The sequence below is a fragment of the Pseudolactococcus raffinolactis NBRC 100932 genome (assembly GCF_001591765.1).
GTDB classification, from domain to species: domain Bacteria; phylum Bacillota; class Bacilli; order Lactobacillales; family Streptococcaceae; genus Pseudolactococcus; species Pseudolactococcus raffinolactis.
Window position 1 is genome coordinate 1 of record NZ_BCVN01000032.1, and the last position, 21,349, is coordinate 21,349.

Here is a 21,349-nt window from a genome sequence, read left to right on the forward strand (position 1 = left end):
TTTATAGTTGTCGTAAAATGTAGTCAGTCGTTCGTTCAACGCTTGCTACGTCATAAGTCAGCTGTAAATCATGACTCAGGCTTGGTAGGAGATCATTCGCCATTTTAAGCGCAGTGGATAAGGCTTGTCCAGTCCCTGTTAAATCTGACAAATCATACAAACTTTCAATTCCCTCAAAATAAGCAGGGAGTCGTTTGTGTGCCTTACCAACTGAAAGTGAAAAGTCTGTGTCCCTTCCGATGCGCCAAGTCAGCAGGCGGTAAAGCTCTTCACGAACGATTGACTCAAAAAAGGTGTTAGCGTAGAGGAGTTCCCCCCGCAAGATGCCTTTGAGAACATAGGTGCTAACCCAGAAGAATTCTGTGATGCTGTCGTCGAATTCGGATTGAGTTGGGCGCTGTACCCAGTGGGTCCGGTCGGATGTGGCGGTTAGATTGGTGTAGTGACCTGTTTTGTCCAGCAAGATCGTGTTGAGCGTGTCCTCTGCCAAATAATCGGGCACAACGGAAACAGGTTGAATTTTCAAATCCAGACGATTGCCATCCATGAACTGCATCAGCCAGCACCACCGATTTTTTTCGGGTAAAATCTGCTGTATCATCATGTCGCCGAAGCGACTGCGATCAAACACATCGAAAGTTGGAAAGACATCATCTGAAACAAAGTAGGTGATGTCGAAATCTTGGTACTGATCAGGTGTAACAGTAGGATCATTGCGGGAGCCTTCGCTGCCAATCATGAGGATAGCGGTATTTTCTTGAGCTGTTGTCAGGATCAGGTTGTAAAGTGTTTCAGAGGTCATAATATCTCCTTTGATGTTATTTTTGGACCAAAAAAGACAGATCAAGTTATAATCTGTGTTTTAATCTAGGGAAAATGAAGCGATCGGCACTGTTAATCAGGGTGCCCTGAAACAGGAGGGCGAAAGCAGTTCCGATATTGACTGCGACAACCTGCTGATAAATAAGTCCTAAAATGAGGATCACGATAGCAGGGACTGAAAAATTAACCCACTGCGCAAGGTTTGCGTTGCTGTTGAAATACTGGAATCTGAGGATATTAGTCATTTCATCGATCGGATGTAAGATCAGATTTAAGCGTTGATAGATCGATATAGCAATGGCAATCATTACGATACCAAGGATATCTAGTGCGATGACGACGGTCAAAGGAAGGTTTGAAATCCCTAATGTCAAAAAAACTGTTTAAAGAGTCCGACAAATGGTGCGAAAAAACTGATGAATATGATATTGCCTAAAATACTTGGCCAGTCAAAACGACGGATTAAAGCGATATTAATCAGGATTTGTATGGCACCGTAGAAGATGAGAACCCATGAAATCGAAAAATTAAAATCTAGTGCGATGTTAGCAGCAGAGGCGGTCCACATACTAGAACCCATGTTAGCTGCGACAGTTAAGCCGTTACCTATCGCATTAATAAAAAGTGAGAGTGAAAAATAAAAAATTGTTTCTAGAGTTGTCGGCTTTCTGAGCCCATCCTGCGTTGTGATCATGACACTATTATACTACACTTTGAGAGAGGATACTGTTAACAGACATGGAAATGACAGAAAAATGTCTAACTTTTCATCAGTTTTTATTTTAGTAGATGGGCATTTGAGAGATTTTTATAGTTTATATGAAGACCGACACTATTCTAAAGCCGTTTTTAGCATAAAATATGATAAAATATGATAAAATATGGGTATGAATGCTATTTTAGATATGATCGTGACGGTCACTAGAACACATTTTAGTACAATCGTGTTCTTCACTAACCTCATCCTCTCCTTAGTTATTATTTTCCGGGAAAGAAAAAGTACGGCATCAACCTGGTCGTGGCTCTTTGTCGTTAACTTATTACCTATCTTTGGTTTTATTCTCTATATCTTAATCGGTCGAGGCATCTCCAGCTTTCGGATTTTTAAGTTGGAGTCACAACCGAGGCATGGCTTTGAACAGGAGATAAAACAAGCGAAAGCAGCCTATAGGAAAGATCGTTTTCTAACTAAAATAACAGATAATTACGTTATAGGCCAATTGTTACACATGCTGTTTATCTCAGAAGAATCTATCGTCTCCATGAATACAGATGTGCAGCTTTTTACTGATGGACGAGAAAAATTTGATGCCTTGATTGCTGATATTGAAAAAGCTCAGCACCATGTCCATGTCGAATACTATATTTTCCGGATGGATAACTTAGGTAAGGAGTTAACACAAGCCCTTATCGCAGCTAGAAACCGTGGTGTAGAAGTTCGCGTGTTGATTGATGCTTGGGGATCAAACGGCACGAAAATGCGCCATTTTAAAGAGCTGACAGCTGTAGGTGGGGAAGTCGTTTATTTCTTTCCATTGATTCTTCCAATGATTAATCCGCGGACTAATTACCGCTTGCACCGTAAGATTGTCGTCATTGACGGCAAAATCGGGTATACCGGTGGATTTAATGTCGGTGATGAATATGTCAGTATCACTAAAAAGTTTGGTTACTGGCGAGATAATCATTTGCGCGTGATGGGAGATGTCGTTTATTCTCTACAAAACCGTTTTATCATGGACTGGAATAGTCAACACCAACACGAAATTGAAAACTCTGTCGCTTATTTTCCTGAAACAGACGCGTCTGGTCATATCACGGCCCAGTTCGTGTCAAGTGGACCAGATACCAAACGTGAGCAAATCAAAATGGCTTATTTGAAGATGATCAATGGGGCAGAAGATGAGATTATCATTCAAACACCTTACTACATTCCAGATGATGCTATTCATGAAGCCCTGAAACTCGCCCTTTTAAGTGGCGTCAAGGTCAAACTACTAATTCCCAATAAACCCGACCATCCCTTTGTTTATTGGGCAACTTATTATTATAGTGCTAGCCTCGTGCGTTACGGTGCAGAAGTTTACACCTATGAAAATGGTTTTGTTCATGCGAAAACGATTATTATTGATGGCAATTTTGCATCAGTAGGCTCTGCCAACTTTGACTACCGCAGTTTTAGTCTAGATTTCGAAGGCAATATGATCATCTATGATCGTGACTTTTCACAACGCCTTCGTAATGATTTCTTTGATGACCTGAAAGTCAGTCAACAACTTACCATGGCGCGCTATGAACAACGTTCGTTTTTCATTAGATTTAAAGAAGGCATTGCCAGACTCATCGGGCCAATGTTATAAAATCCGAACATTACAGCAGAATATTTTTCAAAATACACCAACACTTTGGAAGAGTCTTTCAAAGTGTTTTATAATGAATAATGGAAGTTGTGACGAGCAGAGAAAAATGTTTGGGTGGATTAAAAGTTTTAAAGATTCCCTAATATCTTCTGTCACAATAGCGAAGTTTATCAGACAATCTGATAAACTCGGTCGGTATCTGCAAATAAGCTATTGAGATGATCATAATCAAATCAGTAGACTAGTATTTGGAGAATATAAGATGAATAATTTACCCGTTTTTGACTATGAGGACATCCAACTCGTTCCTAATAAGTGTATCATCAATAGCCGTAGTGAAGCTGATACATCTGTTAAGCTTGGAGAACATACCTTTAAAATTCCAGTGGTTCCTGCTAACATGCAGACAATCATTGATGAAGATGTCGCAGAATATCTTGCAAAAAATGGCTATTTCTATGTCATGCACCGTTTTGATGAAGCAGCACGCATCCCTTTTGTGAAGAAAATGCAGGCACAGAGCTTGATTGCTTCTATTTCAGTAGGCGTTAAGGACTATGAGTATGCTTTTATTGATGCCCTAAAAACAGAAAATGCCGTACCTGAATTCATCACGATTGACATTGCACATGGTCATTCTGACAGCGTTATTCGCATGATTCGCTACATTAAAGAAGTTATTCCAGAAACTTTTGTCATCGCAGGCAACGTCGGTACGCCTGAGGCCGTTCGTGAGCTTGAAAATGCTGGAGCTGATGCGACAAAGGTTGGCATTGGACCAGGGAAAGTTTGTATTACCAAAGTTAAAACAGGTTTTGGTACTGGCGGCTGGCAACTGGCTGCCCTACGTTGGTGTGCTAAGGCTGCGCGTAAACCGATTATTGCGGATGGCGGTATTCGGACCCACGGAGATATTGCCAAATCAATTCGTTTTGGTGCAAGTTTTGTCATGATCGGTTCATTATTTGCCGGACACGAAGAAAGTCCAGGTCAAACCATCACCAAAGACGGTGAACTCTACAAAGAATATTTCGGATCAGCTTCTGAGTACCAAAAAGGTGAGAAGAAAAACGTCGAAGGCAAGAAAATTCTCGTACCACACAAAGGTGCCCTTCAAGATACCTTAACTGAGATGCAACAAGATTTGCAAAGTTCGATTTCTTATGCCGGTGGTCGTGATCTCGAAAGCCTGACGAAAGTTGATTATGTGATCGTAAAAAATTCTATTTGGAATGGTGATAGTATTTAAGACGATTGAAATAATAAAGTTCTGGACCTATTTCAGAACTTTTTTTGCAGATTAAAGAGTAGAATAATCAACAGATTATCTAGTTGTTTAAAAATATGTTATATTATATTGAATATATAACAGTATCATGGTAGAATAATATGATATATTTTTAACTGATTTGGTAAAGGAGGATAGGATTATCTATATAGATTGAGGTAGTCTTATCAATTTTAGAGGAGGAAGAATCATCAGAATGACTAACACAACTTCACAAAGAAAAGTATTAATTTCTGCAGCAGCTGGGATTGGCTTAGAAAATATGGACATTATGTTCCTGTCATTTTCTATGGCATCAATCATTGCAACATTTGGTGTCACGGGTACACAGGCTGGATGGATTGGAACAATTACCAATTTTGGCATGCTTTTTGGCGGTATTATTTTTGGAATGTTAGCTGATAAAATTGGTCGGGTTAAGGTTTTTTCATACACAGTCATTATTTTTTCAGTTGCATCAGCCTTGATGTTTTTTGCTTCAAATATTTATCTTGTTTATTTGTTTAGATTTATCGCAGGAATCGGGGCAGGTGGTGAATACGGTGCCTGCATGTCCTTGGTTTCGGAGTCAACGCCCAAAGAGAAATTAGGGAAAGCAACATCTATTGTTGCGATTGGCGGACAAATCGGTGCGATTTTGGCAGCGGTTTTAGCATCACTGATTATTCCAGCTTTTGGTTGGAAAATGTTGTATGTCATTGGTCTATTTCCTGTACTTATGGTGCTATGGATTCGAAAAGATATCAAAGAACCTGAGAGCTTTCAAGCGACCAATCGTGCTGATCGCGGTCATCTGGGTCTATTGTTTAAAGATAGTAAAACGTCATGGCAAACCATTGGTCTTAGCTTAATGGTCATGGTTCAAATCGCAGGCTATTTTGGCCTCATGAACTGGTTGCCTAAGATTATGCAAGATCAACTCAACCTTAATATCGCTGGTTCATCGCTTTGGATGGTTAGTACCATTCTTGGGATGTCTGTTGGGATGATGACCTTTGGGACAATCATGGATAAATTAGGATCAAGATTTTCATATACCATTTTCTTGATTTGCTCTGCAGCTTCAGTTTATCTTTTGGTACTTGCTAATAGTAAAGTGACTTTGATTTTAGCAGCAGTTGTTGTCGGCTACTTCATCAATGGTATGTATGGCGGCTATGGTGCGATTATTTCAAGTTTATATCCGACAGAAATTCGTGCAACAGCTAACAACTTTATCATGAATATCGGTCGCGCTGTTGGTGGCTTTTCATCGGTAATTATCGGTTTCTTGCTGGATAAATACTCCTTGATGATTGTTGTTGTTTTCTTGTCTCTTATCTACATCTTTAGTTTGGTGATTATGATGACAATTCCAGGTATTGGGAAATTGAAAAATGCCAATTAATTTTACATCTGTCAAGAAAAAAACTTGACACCGCAAAATAATCTGCTATAATAATAAATGTAAACAAAAAAGAAAAGAGAAATATCATGTCTGTAAAAATTCGTTTGACTCGCATGGGTTCAAAGAAAAAACCTTACTACCGTATTAACGTTGCTGATTCACGTGCACCACGTGATGGTCGTTTCATCGAAACAGTTGGGACATACAACCCATTGATCGCTGATGAAAATCAAGTAACTTTAAAAGAAGAACGCATTCTTGAGTGGCTTGGAAATGGCGCACAACCTTCTGACACTGTTAAAAACATTTTGTCAAAAGCTGGCGTTATGAAAAAATTCCACGAAGCAAAATACGCTTCAAAATAAGCAAGTATTATATTTGTGAGAAGCGACTATTTTTGGTCGCTTTTTTGATAAGTTTAGCTATGAGTAGCCCAGCTACTTTTTGAGTCTAAACTTTGACTAAACGAAAGAGACTATTATGGATTTAGATGTACAAGAGTTGGTATTGACGATTGTTAAGCCATTGACTACTGAACCTGACCTTGTTCGTATTGACGTCGTAGACGGAGATGAGTTTATCGAGTTTCACCTCCATGTTGCAGAACATGATATGGGACGAATTATCGGTAAGCAAGGTCGGATTATTCAAGCCATCAGAACGATTGTTTATTCTGTGCCTGTTGAAGGTAAAAAAATTCGTCTACTCGTCGAAAAATAATCAAAACGCTGGTTTCAGCGTTTTTTTTTGACGAAAAAGTCCCTTTTTTTGAGATGTTGTAGTATTGGACTGATAGGCGGTCTGTGGTATAATATAAGAATGGATTATTACAAAGTAGGAACGATTGTTAACACGCAAGGTTTACAAGGTGAAGTACGTATTATTTCGGTAACGGATTTCTCTGAAGAACGTTATCAAAAGAATGCTGAATTGGCCTTGTTTGATAAGGCTGACAATTTCGTCAGAACACTAAAAATTAAAACACACCGCAAACAAAAGAATTTTGATATCGTTAAATTTGACGGCTTATATAGCATTAATGACGTTGAGAAGTTTCGTGATTTCTCACTCAAAGTCGCTGCTGAAAACCGTGCTGAATTGGATAGCGAAGATGAGTTTTACTATGACGATATTATCGGCCTAGACGTTTTTGAACATGGCACAAAAATCGGTACTGTCTCAGAGATTCTACAACCAGGGGCTAATGACGTCTGGGTTATCAAGCGTCAAGGTAAAAAAGACTTACTCTTACCGTTCATTGACGATGTGATTTTATCTGTCGATATAGCTGGAAACCAAGTCACAGTTGAGATACCAGAAGGATTGGATGACTAAGATGCGAATTGATATTTTAACGCTCTTTCCAGAGATGTTTTCAAGTCTGGACCATTCGATTGTCGGTCGTGCGCGAAAATCAGAGAAAATTGACGTTAATTTCCATAACTTTAGAGATTTCGCGACTAACACGCAAAAACACGTCGATGATATGCCCTATGGTGGTGGTCAAGGTATGCTTCTCATGCCGCAACCCATTTTCGATACCATGGCATCATTTCCACACGAAAATGCTCGTGTCCTGATGATGGATCCAGCCGGTCGCAAATTTGACCAAGCCTTTGCGGAAGAGTTGGCGACAGAAGAGCAAATCGTTTTTCTCTGTGGGCATTACGAAGGCTTTGACGAGCGAATCAAAACCTTGGTAACCGATGAAGTTTCCCTAGGTGATTACGTCTTGACAGGGGGCGAAGTTGCTGCAGCTGTCATGATAGATGCCACCGTTCGCTTAATTCCAGATGTCCTTGGCAAAAAAGCTAGCCACGAAGACGACAGTTTTTCATCAGGCCTACTCGAATACCCGCAGTACACTCGACCTGAGGAGTTTAGAGGCCTCAAAGTACCAGAAGTGCTGATGAGTGGTCATCACGAAAACATTCGAAAGTGGCGCCTAAGCGAAAGCTTAGCGAAAACCCAACGTCTCCGTCCAGATCTTTTGGAAAAATACGAGCTGAACGCCGAGGAGAATGAGATTCTCAAAGGGTTAGAAGATGAGACTGTGGTACAATAGATGGAGATTAAAAATTATATCTGGGATTTTGATGGGACCTTGTTTGATACCTACCCCGTCATGCTAGATGCCCTACAACAAACCATCGCCAAACACGGAATTCTCTATGATGGTGATCTGGCATACTTTATCAAAAAATACTCGATTCGAAAATTTGCTTTGGATTATGCCACACCAGAATTTATTGATGACTATCATACACTCGAAGATGAGCTTCAGACAGATGTCAAGTTTTATCCAGAAATACCTGCTATTTTATCTGAAATTGTCAATAACGGGGGTCGAAATTTTGTCGTCAGCCATCGAGACAATAAAACCTATCAGTATTTAGGGGATTTGACAAATTTATTTTCTGAAATTATTACGAGTGATAATCACTTAGCTAGGAAACCAGACCCTGAAGCCTTAACCTACTTGATTGATAAATATAATCTGGATCCAAGTGAGACAGCCATGGTTGGCGATCGACCTCTAGATATACAAGCAGGCCAAAATGCTGGCATTAAAACGATTTTATTTGATGAAGCAGGCATTTTTCTGGATAATGCACTTAAAGCTGATGTGGTGTTCCAAACTTGGAAAAATTTTTAGCTGGCGAAAGTTCGTGGATGATTCCGCTTGGTCAGAGTGTTATTTCAGAAAGACTTTGAGCGGACGATAGTTCGCGAATGACCCTGCTTGGCTGAAACGCTAGTGCAGGTCAAGTTTCAAGATTTCACGAAGTGAAATCGCAGAAAGGATTTTAAAAAATGCAGATTGAACGCGAAAAAGAATTTGTCCACCAGTTTCACTATGATGCAAGAAACTTAGAGTGGGAGAAAGAAAATGGGACGCCTGAAACTAACTTAAATGTTCAATTCCAGTTAGTAGAAAATGCTGAGGGTGCGAGTGAAGCAGACACAGCGATTACAGCCATGTTAACCTTTATCATCGTCCTTGAAAACTTAGTGATTTCAGGCCACCTTAGTCAACTGAGCTATATTCGTGACTTAGTCATCGAAAATAGAGAGCAATTGGATCAAGAAAAGATGCAAGAATTAGCAGCCCCCTTGTTTGATTTACTTAACCGCCTAACATACGAGGTAACAGAAATTGCCTTGGATGAACCAGGCATTAATTTGGAATTTTGAGGTCGTATGAAAACCGCAATTATTACAGATAGCTCAGCTTATCTAAGTGATGACATAAGGAATAAAAACAACGTTTTTGTGTTGGATGTTCCAGTTTTTATCGCCGGTGAAACATATATTGAAGGCAAGAATTTGACTGTCCAAGCCTTCTATGACAAGATGGCAGTAACTGAAGAACTACCCAAAACGAGTCAGCCAAGTATTAGTGACTTGGTTACTTTGCTTGAAAAATTACAGGCTGACGGCTACACACACGTCATTGGTCTCTTTTTATCATCAGGCATTTCAGGATTTTGGCAAAATATTCAATATCTGAAAGATGAGTTTCAAGATTTGACTTTATTTTTTCCAGATACTTTAATCACGTCAGCGCCATTAGGTTATATGGTCGAAATGGCTTATAACATGATTAAAACCAATGCACAGTTTGACTTTATCACATCAGAATTGACTGAAATTATTGATCAAACAACAGCCTTTATTATCGTAGATGACTTAGATCATTTAGTTAAAGGTGGCCGTTTGTCAAATGGTGCGGCCATGATTGGTAATCTCTTAAACATCAAACCGATTTTACGCTTTGATGAAGAAGGGAAAATCGTTGTCTATGAAAAAATTCGGACAAGCAAAAAAGCCTTCAAACGGCTCTATAAGATTTTGGCTGAAAACACCAAGGATAGAGACTATAAAGTTTACGTGATTCATTCAAATATACCTGAAAAGGCACATGAAGTCGCAGAAGAATTAACCAGTAAGGGGTTTGATGTCTCGATTGCGAGCTTCGGTGCTGTTATTGGAACGCATCTAGGGGAAGGAGCACTCGGATTTGGTATGAGTCCGAAATTAAAATAATGATCAAAGTCATAATTTCTGGTTTTAAAGGTCGTATGGGATCGACTGCTGTTGATATGGTTAACAATGATCCTGAACTTGAATTAGCAGCTCTTATTGATCCATATACGACTGAAAAAGAGGTAGACGGTATCCCTGTTTTCAATGATAAAGCAGATGTCTTAGGCGTTGCTGCAGATGTCTGGGTGGATTTTACCATTCCAGATGTGGCCTATGCCAACACAAAATTTGCGATTGAACATAATATTTGCCCAGTTGTTGGGACAACAGGCTTTACAGAAGCACAAATTTCAGAGCTCATTGATCTATCACAATCGAAAAAAATAGGTGGCTTAATCGCTCCTAACTTTGCGATTGGTGCAATTCTAGTCATGGAATTCGCCCAAAAAGCAGCTCAATATTTCCCAGATGTTGAAATTATTGAGTTACACCATGATAAGAAAAAAGATGCGCCATCAGGAACAGCAGTTAAGACGGCAGAACTGATCAAAGAAACTAGGACCTATAAAAAGCAAGGGGCAGCTGATGAAGTTGAAACCCTGCCAGGTGCTCGTGGTGCTGAATTTGATGGCATGCGGATTCATTCTGTTCGCTTGCCAGGTCTTGTCGCACACCAAGAAGTCATTTTCGGAGCCAATGGTGAAGGCTTGACCTTGCGTCATGATTCTTACGACCGCGTTTCCTTTATGGGTGGTGTGAATCTTGGTATCAAGAAAGTCGTCAATCTCGACACCTTAGTATATGGATTAGAACATCTTTTATGAGAGTAGAAAAAATGCCGGCGGAGTTTGAGAAAGCTCTGCCGATTTTGCAAAAAATCAGAAATTCTGGCTACGAGGCTTACTTTGTTGGGGGCAGCGTGCGAGATGTTTTACTGAATCGTCACATTCATGATGTTGATATTGCAACTTCTGCCTATCCAGCTGAAACCAAGCAAATTTTCGAACATACGATTGATATCGGAATTGAACATGGCACAGTTTTAGTCCTAGAAAATGGTGGCGAATATGAAGTCACAACTTTTAGAACAGAAGATGTCTATGTCGATTATCGCAGACCATCGCATGTTAATTTTGTGCGGCAATTATCAGAGGATTTGTTACGGCGCGATTTCACCATTAACGCCTTTGCCCTAGCAGATGACGGTAATGTAATTGACCTTCATGGTGGCTTGGTAGATTTAGAAGCGCAAGTTCTTCGTGCTGTCGGTAATCCTTCTGAGCGCTTTAACGAAGATGCCTTACGGATCATGCGTGGCTTGAGATTTGCGGCAGTTTTAAATTTCGATTTGGAAAGCAAGACATTTGCTTCCATGAAAGAACATGCGAACTTACTGTCTAAAATCTCGATTGAGCGTATTTTCATTGAACTTGATAAATTACTGACTGCAGATTTCTGGCAAAAAGGTTTTCGTGAATTGCTAGCCATTGAAGCCTATCCCTATCTACCAGGATTTACGGATAAAACAGCTCTCGCCCATTTATTAGCGCTACCAGCAGGTTTTAAATTTACCAATTCAGTCCAATCCTGGGGGTATTTAGCCTACCAACTCGGCTACAGAGACGGTAAATTTTTACTCAAAAAATGGAAAGTCTCACGAGACTTCTCAACTGCAGTATCAAAATTTTTGAGCGCCTATGACAAGCGCTTGAAAGGTGATTTCTCGTCTGAGGATCTTTATATTTTAGGTAAATCAAGTCTGACCTTAGTCGAAGAAATGTTTGCTGCGCAAAATTTAGAGACGAATTTTGAGCATATCTCAGTACTCGATGTACAGTTACAAATCAGAACTAGAAAAGACATTGCCGTATCAGCAGGGCAAATCATGACAGAATTTGGGATTCAACCCGGCCCACAAATCGGCCAACTGTTCCACCAAATTGAGCTTGAAATTGTTAAAGGACAGCTACAAAACACCCCCCAAGAGATTTTTAATTATGTAAAAGGATATCATAAACATGGCGACAATGACTGATTTTCGTGTCGAAAATTTAACTAAATCTGTTGGAGACAAGACTGTTTTTTCACAGCTTAATTTTATCATCCACCCCTTAGATCGGATTGGTCTGATCGGTGTGAATGGCACAGGTAAGACAACCTTACTCGATGTCATCTCTGGCAAAGCGGGATTTGATGGTGATAATTCGCCATTTTTTGGCCGTAATGATTATAAAATAGAGTATTTAACACAAGATCCTCAGTTTGATGGTGAGCTATCCATCATGGATGCTATTTTATCTGATGACTTACCACAAATGCAAGCCATCAAACGCTATGAGCAGGCTTTGATAGCTCTCACGCAGGATGCGATGAATCCCAAACTGCAAGAAACGCTCAGCCAAGTCGAGGCGCAGATGACTGCGATAGAAGCTTGGGAGGTTGAAAACCAAGTCAAAACCGTCTTATCAAAACTGAAACTGCCGGATTTAACAGTACAGATAAAAAATTTGTCTGGTGGTCAGAAACGTCGCGTTCAATTGGCACAAGCACTTCTGAATCCAGCGGATTTGTTGTTGCTAGATGAACCAACCAACCATCTGGATGTTGATACCATTGCTTGGCTTGAAAACTATGTCAAAAATTCACGCCAAACGGTCCTATTCATTACTCATGACCGCTATTTTTTGGATAATCTAGCGACACGTATTTTTGAGCTGGATAATGGTCATTTGATTGAGTATCAAGGTAATTATCAGGATTATTTGCAGCAAAAAGCTGAAAATGATGAACGAGAATCAGCTCAACATCATAAAAATAAACAGCTCTACAAACAGGAATTAGCATGGATTCGAAAATCACCACAGGCTCGGGCGACCAAGCAGCAAGCGAGAATTGACCGCTTTGAAGACATCAAAAAAGATGTCCAAAGCGTGACGACATCAGATGATTTAACTATCAATGTCGCTACCGCGCGTATCGGCAAAAAAGTCATTAATTTTGACCATGTCAACTTTGCCTATGGTGCCGATAAAACGATTCTAAATGACTTTAGTTTGATCGTGCAAAATACAGATAGAATCGGTATTGTCGGCAACAACGGGACAGGTAAATCAACCTTGCTCAATCTCATCAGTGGTGATTTGACACCTGATTCAGGGAGTGTCGAAATCGGTGAGACAATTAAAATCGGCTATTTCTCTCAACAAATCCGTGGCCTTGACGAGTCAAAACGCGTCATTAATTTCTTGCAAGAAGTTGCGGATAATGCCCAAACATCCTCTGGCGAGTCAATTTCAGTCGTCAATCTATTAGAACAGTTTCTCTTCCCGCGGACAACCCACGGTACCTTGATTGAAAAACTTTCAGGTGGTGAGAAAAAACGCCTTTACCTGTTGAAGATTTTACTGCAACAACCGAATGTTTTGCTCCTAGATGAACCGACAAATGACCTTGATATCGCAACTTTAACAGTCCTTGAAAATTTCATCCAGCATTATCAGGGCGTTGTTATCACGGTCAGCCATGATCGTTATTTCCTGGATAAAGTGGCCAAGAAGTTACTGGTCTTTTACAAAGGAACGATTACAGAAGTTCACAAACTTTATTCCGATTATCTGACAGATAAGTTAAGCGACGAAAAAATTGTCGCTAAGACTGAAAGTAAGCCAGTCGTCAAGGAAAAAGTTGTTGAAAAACGCCGTATGTCTTATGCTGAAAAGCAGGAGTGGGCGACGATTGAAACAGATATTGCCGCACTAGAAGAAGCTATCGCAAGCATTGAAGCCGAAATGGCTGAAAATGGTGCAGACTTCACAAAACTAGGTGACCTACAAGCAAGCCTAGATGATAAAAACGCTGACCTACTAGCCATGTATGAACGTTACGAGTACTTATCGGAGTTTTAAATGCCAACTAATCCTAGAATTTTGAAAATGACCTTTGCTTCGGTTTATCCCTTGTATTTAGCCAAAGTTGAAAGAAAAAATCGCTCGCAGGCTGAGCTTGACCAAGTCATTCTATGGCTGACGGGTCTTAGCCAAGAAACCTTGGCAAATTTTATCGCGTCAAGGGCGACATTCCCTGAGTTTTTTAAAGCTTGTACACTGAACCCTAAGTCTGACACCATTACCGGCAGTATCTGTGGGGTTAAGGTGCAGGAGATTCAAGATCCGCTCATGAAGCAGATCCGTTTGCTGGACAAGGTCGTGGATGAGCTTGCTCGAGGTTGGTCACTGGAAAAAATTATGAGGACGTGATAAAATAAGCCTATGAGAAAAGCAGATAAGATTTTTATTGACAACATTAACAACATTTTAGAAAATGGTGTTTGGAGTGAGAATGCGCGCCCCAAATATAAAAGTGGTGTGACCGCAAACTCTAAGTATATCACGGGCGCTTTCGCTGAGTATGACCTGAGCAAGGGTGAATTTCCGATTACGACGCTACGTCCGATTGCCATCAAATCAGCCATTAAGGAGCTGCTTTGGATTTATCAGGAACAGACGAGTGATCTGGATGTTCTCGAAGAAAAATATGGTGTCAAGTACTGGAGCGAGTGGGAAGTTGGCGATTCTGGTAATATCGGTTTGCGTTATGGCGCAACGGTGAAGCAGCACGATATTATGGGTAAATTGCTAGATGGTTTAACTAAAAATCCCTGGAACCGTCGCAACATTATTAATTTGTGGCAGTATGCTGACTTTGAAGCATCAGAAGGGTTGCTGCCATGTGCCTTCATGACCATGTTTGATGTTCGTCGTGTCGGTGAAGATATCTTTTTAGATGCAACTTTGACCCAACGTAGCAATGACATGCTGGTAGCCCATCATATTAATGCCATGCAATATGTGGCCTTACAAATGATGATCGCCAAACATTTTGGTTGGAAAATTGGCAAGTTTTTCTACTTTGTCAACAACTTGCACATTTATGACAATCAGTTCGATAATGCCAAAGAACTATTATCTCGGACACCTTCTGAGAAAAATCCAATTCTCAAACTGAATGTTCCAGATGGTACCAACTTCTTTGACATCAAGCCTGAAGATTTTGAATTGGTCGATTACGAACCCGTCAAACCACAATTGACATTTGATTTAGCGATTTAAGCTGTCGGTTAGTTATTGCTTGACTAACATAAGAAATCGAGCTTAATGGCTATTGATTTCTAAACGATAGGAATATATCGCGAGCTGAGCACGTTAACCACGTGCTTTTTCTTGAAAATTTTACTGGGGATGAACCGTCTATTATGGAAATTGTAACGACGAAATTAAATGATGAGGCCTTGGCGCCACATATTTCAGAAGCCCATCTACTGATGGATGCCTGCCTCTTAGCAGGTGAAATTCTCATGGCCAATGGGTCTGAGATCACACGAGTAGAAGATGTGATTTTACGGATTGGCCGAGCAGCTGGCATTGAAAAAATACAAGTTTATGCCCTTTTGAATGCTATCACGGTCAGTTTTCCCACGCAAGGTCTGACACAAATGCGTGCCATTCCACCAAGAATCCAAACCATGGATATGGAAAAAATTGTCGCGGTCAATGACTTAACTCGAAAATTTACCGCTCATAAGATTGTCTTGACTGATCTGTATGATTGTCTTGAAAAAATCGATGTAACCATACCGACATTTCCTGTTTGGCTGCAAGTTCTAGCGGCAACATCAGTTTCAGTGCCTTTGATGGTCATGCTGACGAGAACAGCAGCACCGATTAATTTAGGTTTGACTGCGGTCAGCTCTTGTTTGGCCTATACGATTTATCTAGCCATTCGAAGTCGTTTTAATATGCGGTATTTTGCTTTATTTGTCGCAAGTTTAATGATTTCCTTAATCATGCTAGTAAGTTCTCACCTGCTGAAATCACCATTCGATCCAGATATTGTGATCGTCGGTGCCATTATGCCGTTTGTACCGGGTGTTGCCTTGACCAATGCGGTACGTGAAATCATGGCAGGAAACTTCATTTCAGGACAGGGGCGGATTATTGAAGCTCTCTTATCCGCAGCATCAGTTGGCCTGGGCATCGCCCTATTGTCATTTTTCTATTGATTGAAGGGAGTGATCGTGGTCGTTTTTCTTAATTTGATGGGTCAAACTATTTTGGCTTATATCAGTGTCTTTGCTTTTGGTATTATGCTCAACATCCCCAGAAGAACGCTGAATCGCGCTGGTATTGTTGGGGCTTGTGCTTGGTTGGTTTATGAGCTAGTGATCGTGCTAACTCAGCATTTTTTAGATAAAAATTGGCGTATTGTCCTAGGGACTTTGCTTGCAAGTGTCGTCATTGGCGTGATGAGTTTGAGTATGAGCAGAGCGCAGAAAGTTCCAGTTTTGATTTATAATATACCTGGTATTTTTCCTTTAGTACCAGGAGCGCAAGCCTATCAAGTGGTCAGAAACTTGGTTGTAGGCAATCGTGAAGTCGCGACACAGAATTTTGAGCTCCTCGTCATTATTGCTGGGGCCATCGTGATTGGCTTTTGGGTCGCTGAACTAATCAATCGTTTACGTTCTCTCCATCGTCTGACTTAAGTCGGGCGTTTTTTGTTATACACTTAAACTATAACAAAATGCTACTTTTATATATTTTACAACTATATCAAGAGGTGTTAGAATAAGTCATATCAAAATTAAAACCTAAAGGGGAACACTATGACAACATCTATCATCGGCTATCCACGGATTGGTGCACAACGTGAACTGAAATTTGCGACTGAAAAATTTTTCAAAAAGGAACTTTCAGAAGCTGACTTACAAGCAGTAGCCGCAACACAACGTCAAGCCAACTGGCAAAAACAAGCAGCAGCGGGAATTGATTTCATTGCATCCAATGACTTTTCTTTCTACGATACAACATTGGATACTGCTTTTGCACTCAACATTGTCCCAAAACGGTATCAGGAGCTAGCTGTTTCACCACTTGAAAGATATTTTGCAGCAGCACGTGGTCACCAGTCTGAGGCGGGGGATGTCAAGGCACTAGCCATGAAAAAATGGTTCAATACTAACTATCACTACATGGTGCCTGAGTTCGATGATGGCACAGAGATCAAGCTAGATTTGACCAAATTACTGTCGGAGTATCGTGAAGCCCTAGCGCTTGGCATTACGACAAAACCAGTTTTAATCGGGCCTTTCACACTTTTAAAGTTGATTCGTTTCACAGGTCAAACACAGCTTTCTGATGTGCAAGAGGACTTTGTTAAAGCCTATTCTGAAATTTTGTCAGTGCTTGCGACAGAAGAAGTCGCCTGGCTCCAACTAGATGAACCTGGACTTGTATTTGACCTCACTGAATCTGATATTCACTTGTTCAAAGCTATCTATACCGCGCTTTTACCGCAAAAACAGACAGTCAAAGTTTTGCTTCAAACCTATTTTGGCGATGTGCGAGATGTCTATTCTGACTTAATCCAGCTAGATTTTGACGGCATCGGTTTAGATTTTGTCGAAGGTCGAAAAACAGCTGAGCTTATTCAAACACATGGTTTTCCAGCCGATAAAAAACTCTTTGCAGGCGTGGTCAATGGCAAAAATATCTGGCGAAATGACTATCAAAAAACGCTGGAGATCTTGCAGACATTGCCCAAAGATTCACTCATCATCTCCACCTCTTGTAGCCTCCAACACGTGCCCTACACCGTAAGCGCTGAGCCTGAATTACCACAAGACATCTTACGACATTTTGCCTTTGCAGAAGAAAAACTGTTAGAGCTCAAAGACCTAAACGACATTTTCTACCATGGTCAAGTTGACAGCTTAACTGCTAATCAAGCTTTATTCGCATCTGAACGTTACCAAGGCAATCAAGCCGTCCAAGCCAAAGTTGCAGCGTTAGGAGAAGCAGACTTTACCAGAACACCAACTTTTGCCCAACGAGAAGCGATTCAAAAAGATATTTTCCAGCTACCAAAATTACCAACGACAACCATTGGCTCATTTCCACAAACAGCAGATGTCCGTAAGAATCGCTTAAGCTACAAACGTGGGGACATCACAAAAGCAGCGTATGACACCTTTAATCAAGAAAAGACTAAAGAATGGATCAAATGGCAGGAAGCAGTTGGTTTTGATATCCTAGTTCATGGCGAGTTTGAACGTAATGACATGGTTGAGTATTTTGGTGAAAAACTAGATGGCTATGTCTTTACGAAAAACGCTTGGGTTCAATCCTATGGTACCCGCTGTGTCAAACCACCGATTGTCTGGGGAGACATTGCTCGAGTTCAACCCCTTTCAGTCGCAGATAGCGTCTATGCTCAGAGCCTAACAGACAAACCACTCAAAGGTATGTTGACAGGGCCAGTGACCATTCTTAACTGGTCATTCCCACGTGAAGATATATCACTTAAAGCTTCAACACTACAGATTGCATTAGCCATTCAGGAAGAAGTGCTCGACCTGGAGCAAAATGGTATCAAGATCATTCAAATCGACGAAGCTGCACTTCGGGAAAAATTACCCTTGCGCCAGACTGATTGGAATAGTGAATACCTAGATTGGGCTATTCCAGCCTTTCGCCTGGTTCACGCCAAAGTCGCCCCTGAAACGCAAATCCATACTCACATGTGCTATTCAGAATTTACGGACATCATTCCAGCCATTGATGCCATGGATGCTGATGTCATCTCTTTTGAAGCAAGCCGTAGCGACCTGTCCATCCTTGATGCCCTCCAGGCCAATGGTTTCAGGACGCAAAGTGGTCCCGGGGTATATGATATCCACAGCCCACGTATCCCATCGGTTGAAGAAATTCAAAACGTGATTCGTCAGATTCTTACAAAAGTTCCAGCAGAAAAACTCTGGATTAATCCAGACTGTGGTCTCAAAACTCGAGGTGTGACAGAAGTGAAAGCAAGCCTAGAAAACTTAGTCAAAGCTACACAAGACATTCGTGCAGTCCTTTAATATTGAGCTCTATATTACTTGAAAAAAAATGACCTCCAAAATCTAATTTTGGAGGTCATTTTTTTTCAAGAGACGATGATAAGTGATTGTTTTTTTAGCCCTAAGTTAAGTTTAACCATAGACTTCCTCTTCCTTTTTAATTCTGCTTATCAAATTGTTTTTTTGATTAGTTAAATATTCTTTTTCTCTTTGTAGAAGTGTTTGATGAGTCTCAGGATTTGAAAAATATATTTTGCTTTTAAGTTCTTTTTTTAAGTAGTCAAGTGCCTCTGCTAGTGTTCTAGCTTTACCACTTGCCAGATATCTTTCTAGCGATGTCAAATGCTCAACGCTTAGATAATGATCCGGTACCCTAGGTTTTATGAAATATGGATGTGAAACAATATGACAAGCTTTTTCATCGATTTTTTCAATATCATCAAATAGTCTTTTCGATATTTTTTTTTCAAGTAGACTGGTGAAAGATCTAAAAAGCGGATGACGCCACATCATGTGTATAAATAGATAAGGTAAGACAATGAGAGAAACCGTGATGAGTAGTAAACCGGATAGCCGTATAGCCAATTCGGTAGAATCAGTCAGCCCCAAATTATTAATTTCCAAAGCCGATAATGAAAAGATCCAAATCACTATTGGAAAGAATGAGGCAAGCATACCTGCGGAGATCGTACGTATCATACGTGTTTTTTCGTGAAAAATTCTCAAGCGTTCATTTCTTGTATAGGCTATTTTTTCTAACTTCTTCAAAAGTAAGATGGTTGTGTTAAAGTAATCCAAATTATTTATTTTTTCCAAGATATTCTCCTTCATTATTTTGACACAAGCTATTTTCTAGTGTCTTAATTTCATGTATCATAAGCTATTTTTCATATCTGCTAAGCCGTCAATAAACTGTACTAATTCCTCATTGTTCCAATCTGAGTAAAACAAAGAGGTGGAAAAGAAAGGTACGTCTTTATATTTTTTCTCAGGTAACCAATTTGAAACAATCCCATCAGGTTTTTCGTCTTTCAATTGTTCTGAAGTATAAACGACAATAGGCACTGGGGAACTTTTAATAATTTTATAGATGAGCACTTCTCTATGAAGCGTCGAAATACTACTTTGAACAAGAAGTTTAATGGGCTGATGATTTTTCTCGATAATCGCTGTCAATATCATCGCATAAAAGTGAAGCAAGGCAGGAAAGCCTTGTATTAATGTATTGATTGTTTGGTTATTTTCACGTATATCTCTAAGAAATTCTGTGATAAAAGTAGCTGTATAACTTTTAGTGGCTTTAAATTTTTCAATCATGTTTGTAAGATCAAAAACTTTACTTTCACCTTTAAAAAGCGAAGCTTCTTGATTGATAAGTCCCAAATTGTAATTGAAATATTTGAGTTCGCTGCCATTTAAGGTAATACCTGATTTTTCTTGAAATTTGGAAATAAAGTATTGAATATCTGAAGAGCTATAATTTTTGACTTGAAATTCAGGTTGTTTACATTCTTCAATTGTGACCAAATTCGTACGGCAAAACATAAAATATAAGTAGCGACATTCTCTGTGTTTTATTTCTAAATCAGGACAATAGTGAAGAAAATTAAGGGCGTCAATTTTCTGGAAAAAGTCAGTATAACTGATTTAAGGTGAATCCGGCAGTAAATAATCCTCTGATGAGTCTATAAAGTAACCATTTCTACCTCTGATTTGTGCAATGTGGAAAAATAATCTTATTCTAGATAAGGTAGAATAGCTCATTTGTGGCACGAGTTTAAGTGCTAATTTCGTAATTCCACCAAGTCCTGGGAATTCACCAATAATATCATCAGGATATAGTCCCCAAAACAAATTATAGTATAAAAATCTAATTTGTTGTTCTTCTCCTTGTATGGGATCTTTTTGAAGAAAGTTGATTTGACAGTAATAAGGTTTTAAAGACTTATTTAATTGATTAATGTGGACAGAAAGATTACTCCTACTAATTGTCAAATCAAGGTATAATTTGGTAAAAGTAATTTGCGAATCTTCTAAAATGCGTGACATAATTTGAAATTTAACAGATTCTTGAGTGAAGTGCGCATACAAATCTAAAATGTTAAAGTTAGATCCGGATAACATTTTAAGTTTGTTATTTTCGACTATAAAGGTTTTTAACTTTTTCCCTTTACAATAGTGCAATAGTGTCTCAACATAGTTTTTTATGGTTTGTTTTGTGATACCGATATAATTTTCAAGTTCTTTAAAAGAAAGTTCTTTTGAGGGTGCTTTGTGCAAATGCTCGATAATCTCCAAAATGAACTTAGATTCCTTACATAACAAGAACGTTTTCATAAATTCCTCCCTGAATGATTTATGCTTTTTTTTTACTATATTTTGAATTATAATACAAAATCCTTTGTAATTCTAATTATATGTTGAGTTTTTTTATAAAAAAGCTTATGTAACTCTTATAAATGCTGTTGTTGAGCCGTTTTTGATTAGTTTCTTTATTTTTTTTTTTTTTTATAAAAAATGTAGGATTCTTGTTGTAAAAAATATCGTAAACTAATGTTACAGTCATTTGAACAAGTGTTGTGACAAAAAAGTTATAGCATATTGTTTAA

Annotated in this window: 24 protein-coding genes; 18 read left to right on the top strand and 6 right to left on the bottom strand. The window is 39.5% G+C overall.

The features are described 5' to 3' along the window. Nucleotide 1: 1 nt before the first annotated feature. Genes LRA01S_RS08370 through LRA01S_RS08380 form a run of 3 tightly spaced genes read right to left on the bottom strand, consistent with a single transcriptional unit; the run spans nucleotide 2 to nucleotide 1,516 of the window. Nucleotides 2–802 (bottom strand): aminoglycoside 6-adenylyltransferase, encoded by an 801-nt coding sequence (locus LRA01S_RS08370; RefSeq protein WP_061775181.1) that lies wholly within the window; start codon nucleotides 800–802, stop codon nucleotides 2–4. A 46-nt stretch (nucleotides 803–848) separates the two neighbouring features. Then, nucleotides 849–1,196 carry a DUF6198 family protein gene (locus LRA01S_RS08375; protein WP_061775182.1) on the bottom strand — a complete coding sequence of 116 codons (348 nt, stop codon included), beginning with the start codon at nucleotides 1,194–1,196 and terminating at the stop codon, nucleotides 849–851. Then, nucleotides 1,193–1,516 carry a DUF6198 family protein gene (locus tag LRA01S_RS08380; RefSeq protein WP_061775183.1) on the bottom strand — a complete coding sequence of 108 codons (324 nt, stop codon included), beginning with the start codon at nucleotides 1,514–1,516 and terminating at the stop codon, nucleotides 1,193–1,195. Before LRA01S_RS08380 ends, LRA01S_RS08375 begins: the two co-directional genes overlap by 4 nt. Before the next feature lie 193 nt (nucleotides 1,517–1,709). On the opposite strand from LRA01S_RS08380, the gene cls reads away from it, so the two are divergent. The 18 genes from cls to metE all read left to right on the top strand — a co-directional run bounded on the left by cls (nucleotide 1,710) and on the right by metE (nucleotide 18,761). After that, nucleotides 1,710–3,182 carry a cardiolipin synthase gene (gene cls, locus LRA01S_RS08385; RefSeq protein ID WP_096040538.1) on the top strand — a complete coding sequence of 491 codons (1,473 nt, stop codon included), beginning with the start codon at nucleotides 1,710–1,712 and terminating at the stop codon, nucleotides 3,180–3,182. Between the two features lie 262 nt (nucleotides 3,183–3,444). Then, nucleotides 3,445–4,431 (top strand): GMP reductase, encoded by a 987-nt coding sequence (gene guaC / locus LRA01S_RS08390; RefSeq protein WP_061775185.1) that lies wholly within the window; start codon nucleotides 3,445–3,447, stop codon nucleotides 4,429–4,431. Between the two features lie 235 nt (nucleotides 4,432–4,666). Then, on the top strand, nucleotides 4,667–5,857 hold the full coding sequence (locus LRA01S_RS08395; RefSeq protein ID WP_061775186.1) for an MFS transporter: 1,191 nt from the start codon (nucleotides 4,667–4,669) through the stop codon (nucleotides 5,855–5,857). Nucleotides 5,858–5,943: 86 nt separating this feature from the next. Then, on the top strand, nucleotides 5,944–6,222 hold the full coding sequence (gene rpsP, locus LRA01S_RS08400) for a 30S ribosomal protein S16 (protein WP_003137168.1): 279 nt from the start codon (nucleotides 5,944–5,946) through the stop codon (nucleotides 6,220–6,222). A gap of 115 nt (nucleotides 6,223–6,337) precedes the next feature. Further along, complete coding sequence (locus LRA01S_RS08405; protein WP_061775187.1) at nucleotides 6,338–6,577, top strand: KH domain-containing protein; 240 nt, start codon at nucleotides 6,338–6,340, stop codon at nucleotides 6,575–6,577. A gap of 99 nt (nucleotides 6,578–6,676) precedes the next feature. Then, entirely contained in the window at nucleotides 6,677–7,192 is a 516-nt protein-coding gene (rimM, locus tag LRA01S_RS08410) for a ribosome maturation factor RimM (protein ID WP_061775188.1), read from the top strand. A 1-nt stretch (nucleotide 7,193) separates the two neighbouring features. After that, on the top strand, nucleotides 7,194–7,922 hold the full coding sequence (gene trmD / locus LRA01S_RS08415) for a tRNA (guanosine(37)-N1)-methyltransferase TrmD (protein WP_061775202.1): 729 nt from the start codon (nucleotides 7,194–7,196) through the stop codon (nucleotides 7,920–7,922). Further along, nucleotides 7,923–8,513: an HAD-IA family hydrolase gene (locus LRA01S_RS08420; RefSeq protein WP_061775189.1), complete on the top strand. Its 591-nt coding sequence runs from the start codon at nucleotides 7,923–7,925 to the stop codon at nucleotides 8,511–8,513. A 158-nt stretch (nucleotides 8,514–8,671) separates the two neighbouring features. After that, nucleotides 8,672–9,052, top strand: coding sequence for a DUF1149 family protein (locus tag LRA01S_RS08425; RefSeq protein ID WP_061775190.1), 381 nt, complete (start codon nucleotides 8,672–8,674; stop codon nucleotides 9,050–9,052). Between the two features lie 6 nt (nucleotides 9,053–9,058). After that, nucleotides 9,059–9,904, top strand: coding sequence for a DegV family protein (locus LRA01S_RS08430; RefSeq protein ID WP_061775191.1), 846 nt, complete (start codon nucleotides 9,059–9,061; stop codon nucleotides 9,902–9,904). After that, nucleotides 9,901–10,668 (top strand): 4-hydroxy-tetrahydrodipicolinate reductase, encoded by a 768-nt coding sequence (gene dapB / locus LRA01S_RS08435; RefSeq protein WP_061775192.1) that lies wholly within the window; start codon nucleotides 9,901–9,903, stop codon nucleotides 10,666–10,668. The genes LRA01S_RS08430 and dapB overlap by 4 nt, the downstream gene beginning before the upstream one ends. Beyond that, the gene (locus LRA01S_RS08440; RefSeq protein ID WP_061775193.1) at nucleotides 10,665–11,879 is read left to right on the top strand and encodes a CCA tRNA nucleotidyltransferase; all 1,215 of its coding nucleotides are present in this window, start codon (nucleotides 10,665–10,667) and stop codon (nucleotides 11,877–11,879) included. The genes dapB and LRA01S_RS08440 overlap by 4 nt, the downstream gene beginning before the upstream one ends. Continuing rightward, entirely contained in the window at nucleotides 11,872–13,749 is a 1,878-nt protein-coding gene (locus LRA01S_RS08445) for an ABC-F family ATP-binding cassette domain-containing protein (protein WP_061775203.1), read from the top strand. Before LRA01S_RS08440 ends, LRA01S_RS08445 begins: the two co-directional genes overlap by 8 nt. Then, nucleotides 13,750–14,100 carry a DUF2200 domain-containing protein gene (locus LRA01S_RS08450; RefSeq protein ID WP_061775194.1) on the top strand — a complete coding sequence of 117 codons (351 nt, stop codon included), beginning with the start codon at nucleotides 13,750–13,752 and terminating at the stop codon, nucleotides 14,098–14,100. It abuts the gene before it with no gap. A gap of 12 nt (nucleotides 14,101–14,112) precedes the next feature. After that, nucleotides 14,113–14,952, top strand: a complete 840-nt coding sequence (locus LRA01S_RS08455; protein ID WP_061775195.1) for a thymidylate synthase — start codon at nucleotides 14,113–14,115, stop codon at nucleotides 14,950–14,952. A gap of 143 nt (nucleotides 14,953–15,095) precedes the next feature. Further along, nucleotides 15,096–15,902, top strand: coding sequence for a threonine/serine exporter family protein (locus tag LRA01S_RS08460; protein WP_061775196.1), 807 nt, complete (start codon nucleotides 15,096–15,098; stop codon nucleotides 15,900–15,902). A gap of 15 nt (nucleotides 15,903–15,917) precedes the next feature. Continuing rightward, entirely contained in the window at nucleotides 15,918–16,385 is a 468-nt protein-coding gene (locus LRA01S_RS08465) for a threonine/serine exporter family protein (protein ID WP_061775197.1), read from the top strand. 120 nt (nucleotides 16,386–16,505) lie between these two features. Continuing rightward, on the top strand, nucleotides 16,506–18,761 hold the full coding sequence (gene metE / locus LRA01S_RS08470; RefSeq protein WP_061775198.1) for a 5-methyltetrahydropteroyltriglutamate--homocysteine S-methyltransferase: 2,256 nt from the start codon (nucleotides 16,506–16,508) through the stop codon (nucleotides 18,759–18,761). A gap of 111 nt (nucleotides 18,762–18,872) precedes the next feature. Here the strand turns inward: metE and LRA01S_RS08475 are convergent, their stop codons facing one another. The 3 genes from LRA01S_RS08475 to LRA01S_RS08485 all read right to left on the bottom strand — a co-directional run bounded on the left by LRA01S_RS08475 (nucleotide 18,873) and on the right by LRA01S_RS08485 (nucleotide 21,038). Then, nucleotides 18,873–19,556: a hypothetical protein gene (locus tag LRA01S_RS08475; RefSeq protein WP_061775199.1), complete on the bottom strand. Its 684-nt coding sequence runs from the start codon at nucleotides 19,554–19,556 to the stop codon at nucleotides 18,873–18,875. Between the two features lie 57 nt (nucleotides 19,557–19,613). Then, on the bottom strand, nucleotides 19,614–20,267 hold the full coding sequence (locus LRA01S_RS08480; protein WP_144259900.1) for a hypothetical protein: 654 nt from the start codon (nucleotides 20,265–20,267) through the stop codon (nucleotides 19,614–19,616). Nucleotides 20,268–20,387: 120 nt separating this feature from the next. Beyond that, complete coding sequence (locus LRA01S_RS08485) at nucleotides 20,388–21,038, bottom strand: helix-turn-helix domain-containing protein (RefSeq protein ID WP_169797135.1); 651 nt, start codon at nucleotides 21,036–21,038, stop codon at nucleotides 20,388–20,390. Between the last annotated feature and the right edge of the window lie 311 nt (nucleotides 21,039–21,349).

Bases quoted from the DNA above. Each gene is read 5' to 3' on its own strand.
- LRA01S_RS08370 (WP_061775181.1), bottom strand. From the start codon at position 802: ATGACCTCTGAAACACTTTACAACCTGATCCTGACAACAGCTCAAGAA.
- LRA01S_RS08380 (WP_061775183.1), bottom strand. From the start codon at position 1,516: ATGATCACAACGCAGGATGGGCTCAGAAAGCCGACAACTCTAGAAACA.
- cls (WP_096040538.1), top strand. From the start codon at position 1,710: ATGAATGCTATTTTAGATATGATCGTGACGGTCACTAGAACACATTTT.
- guaC (WP_061775185.1), top strand. From the start codon at position 3,445: ATGAATAATTTACCCGTTTTTGACTATGAGGACATCCAACTCGTTCCT.
- LRA01S_RS08395 (WP_061775186.1), top strand. From the start codon at position 4,667: ATGACTAACACAACTTCACAAAGAAAAGTATTAATTTCTGCAGCAGCT.
- rpsP (WP_003137168.1), top strand. From the start codon at position 5,944: ATGTCTGTAAAAATTCGTTTGACTCGCATGGGTTCAAAGAAAAAACCT.
- LRA01S_RS08405 (WP_061775187.1), top strand. From the start codon at position 6,338: ATGGATTTAGATGTACAAGAGTTGGTATTGACGATTGTTAAGCCATTG.
- rimM (WP_061775188.1), top strand. From the start codon at position 6,677: ATGGATTATTACAAAGTAGGAACGATTGTTAACACGCAAGGTTTACAA.
- trmD (WP_061775202.1), top strand. From the start codon at position 7,194: ATGCGAATTGATATTTTAACGCTCTTTCCAGAGATGTTTTCAAGTCTG.
- LRA01S_RS08420 (WP_061775189.1), top strand. From the start codon at position 7,923: ATGGAGATTAAAAATTATATCTGGGATTTTGATGGGACCTTGTTTGAT.
- LRA01S_RS08425 (WP_061775190.1), top strand. From the start codon at position 8,672: ATGCAGATTGAACGCGAAAAAGAATTTGTCCACCAGTTTCACTATGAT.
- LRA01S_RS08430 (WP_061775191.1), top strand. From the start codon at position 9,059: ATGAAAACCGCAATTATTACAGATAGCTCAGCTTATCTAAGTGATGAC.
- LRA01S_RS08440 (WP_061775193.1), top strand. From the start codon at position 10,665: ATGAGAGTAGAAAAAATGCCGGCGGAGTTTGAGAAAGCTCTGCCGATT.
- LRA01S_RS08445 (WP_061775203.1), top strand. From the start codon at position 11,872: ATGACTGATTTTCGTGTCGAAAATTTAACTAAATCTGTTGGAGACAAG.
- LRA01S_RS08450 (WP_061775194.1), top strand. From the start codon at position 13,750: ATGCCAACTAATCCTAGAATTTTGAAAATGACCTTTGCTTCGGTTTAT.
- LRA01S_RS08455 (WP_061775195.1), top strand. From the start codon at position 14,113: ATGAGAAAAGCAGATAAGATTTTTATTGACAACATTAACAACATTTTA.
- LRA01S_RS08460 (WP_061775196.1), top strand. From the start codon at position 15,096: ATGGAAATTGTAACGACGAAATTAAATGATGAGGCCTTGGCGCCACAT.
- metE (WP_061775198.1), top strand. From the start codon at position 16,506: ATGACAACATCTATCATCGGCTATCCACGGATTGGTGCACAACGTGAA.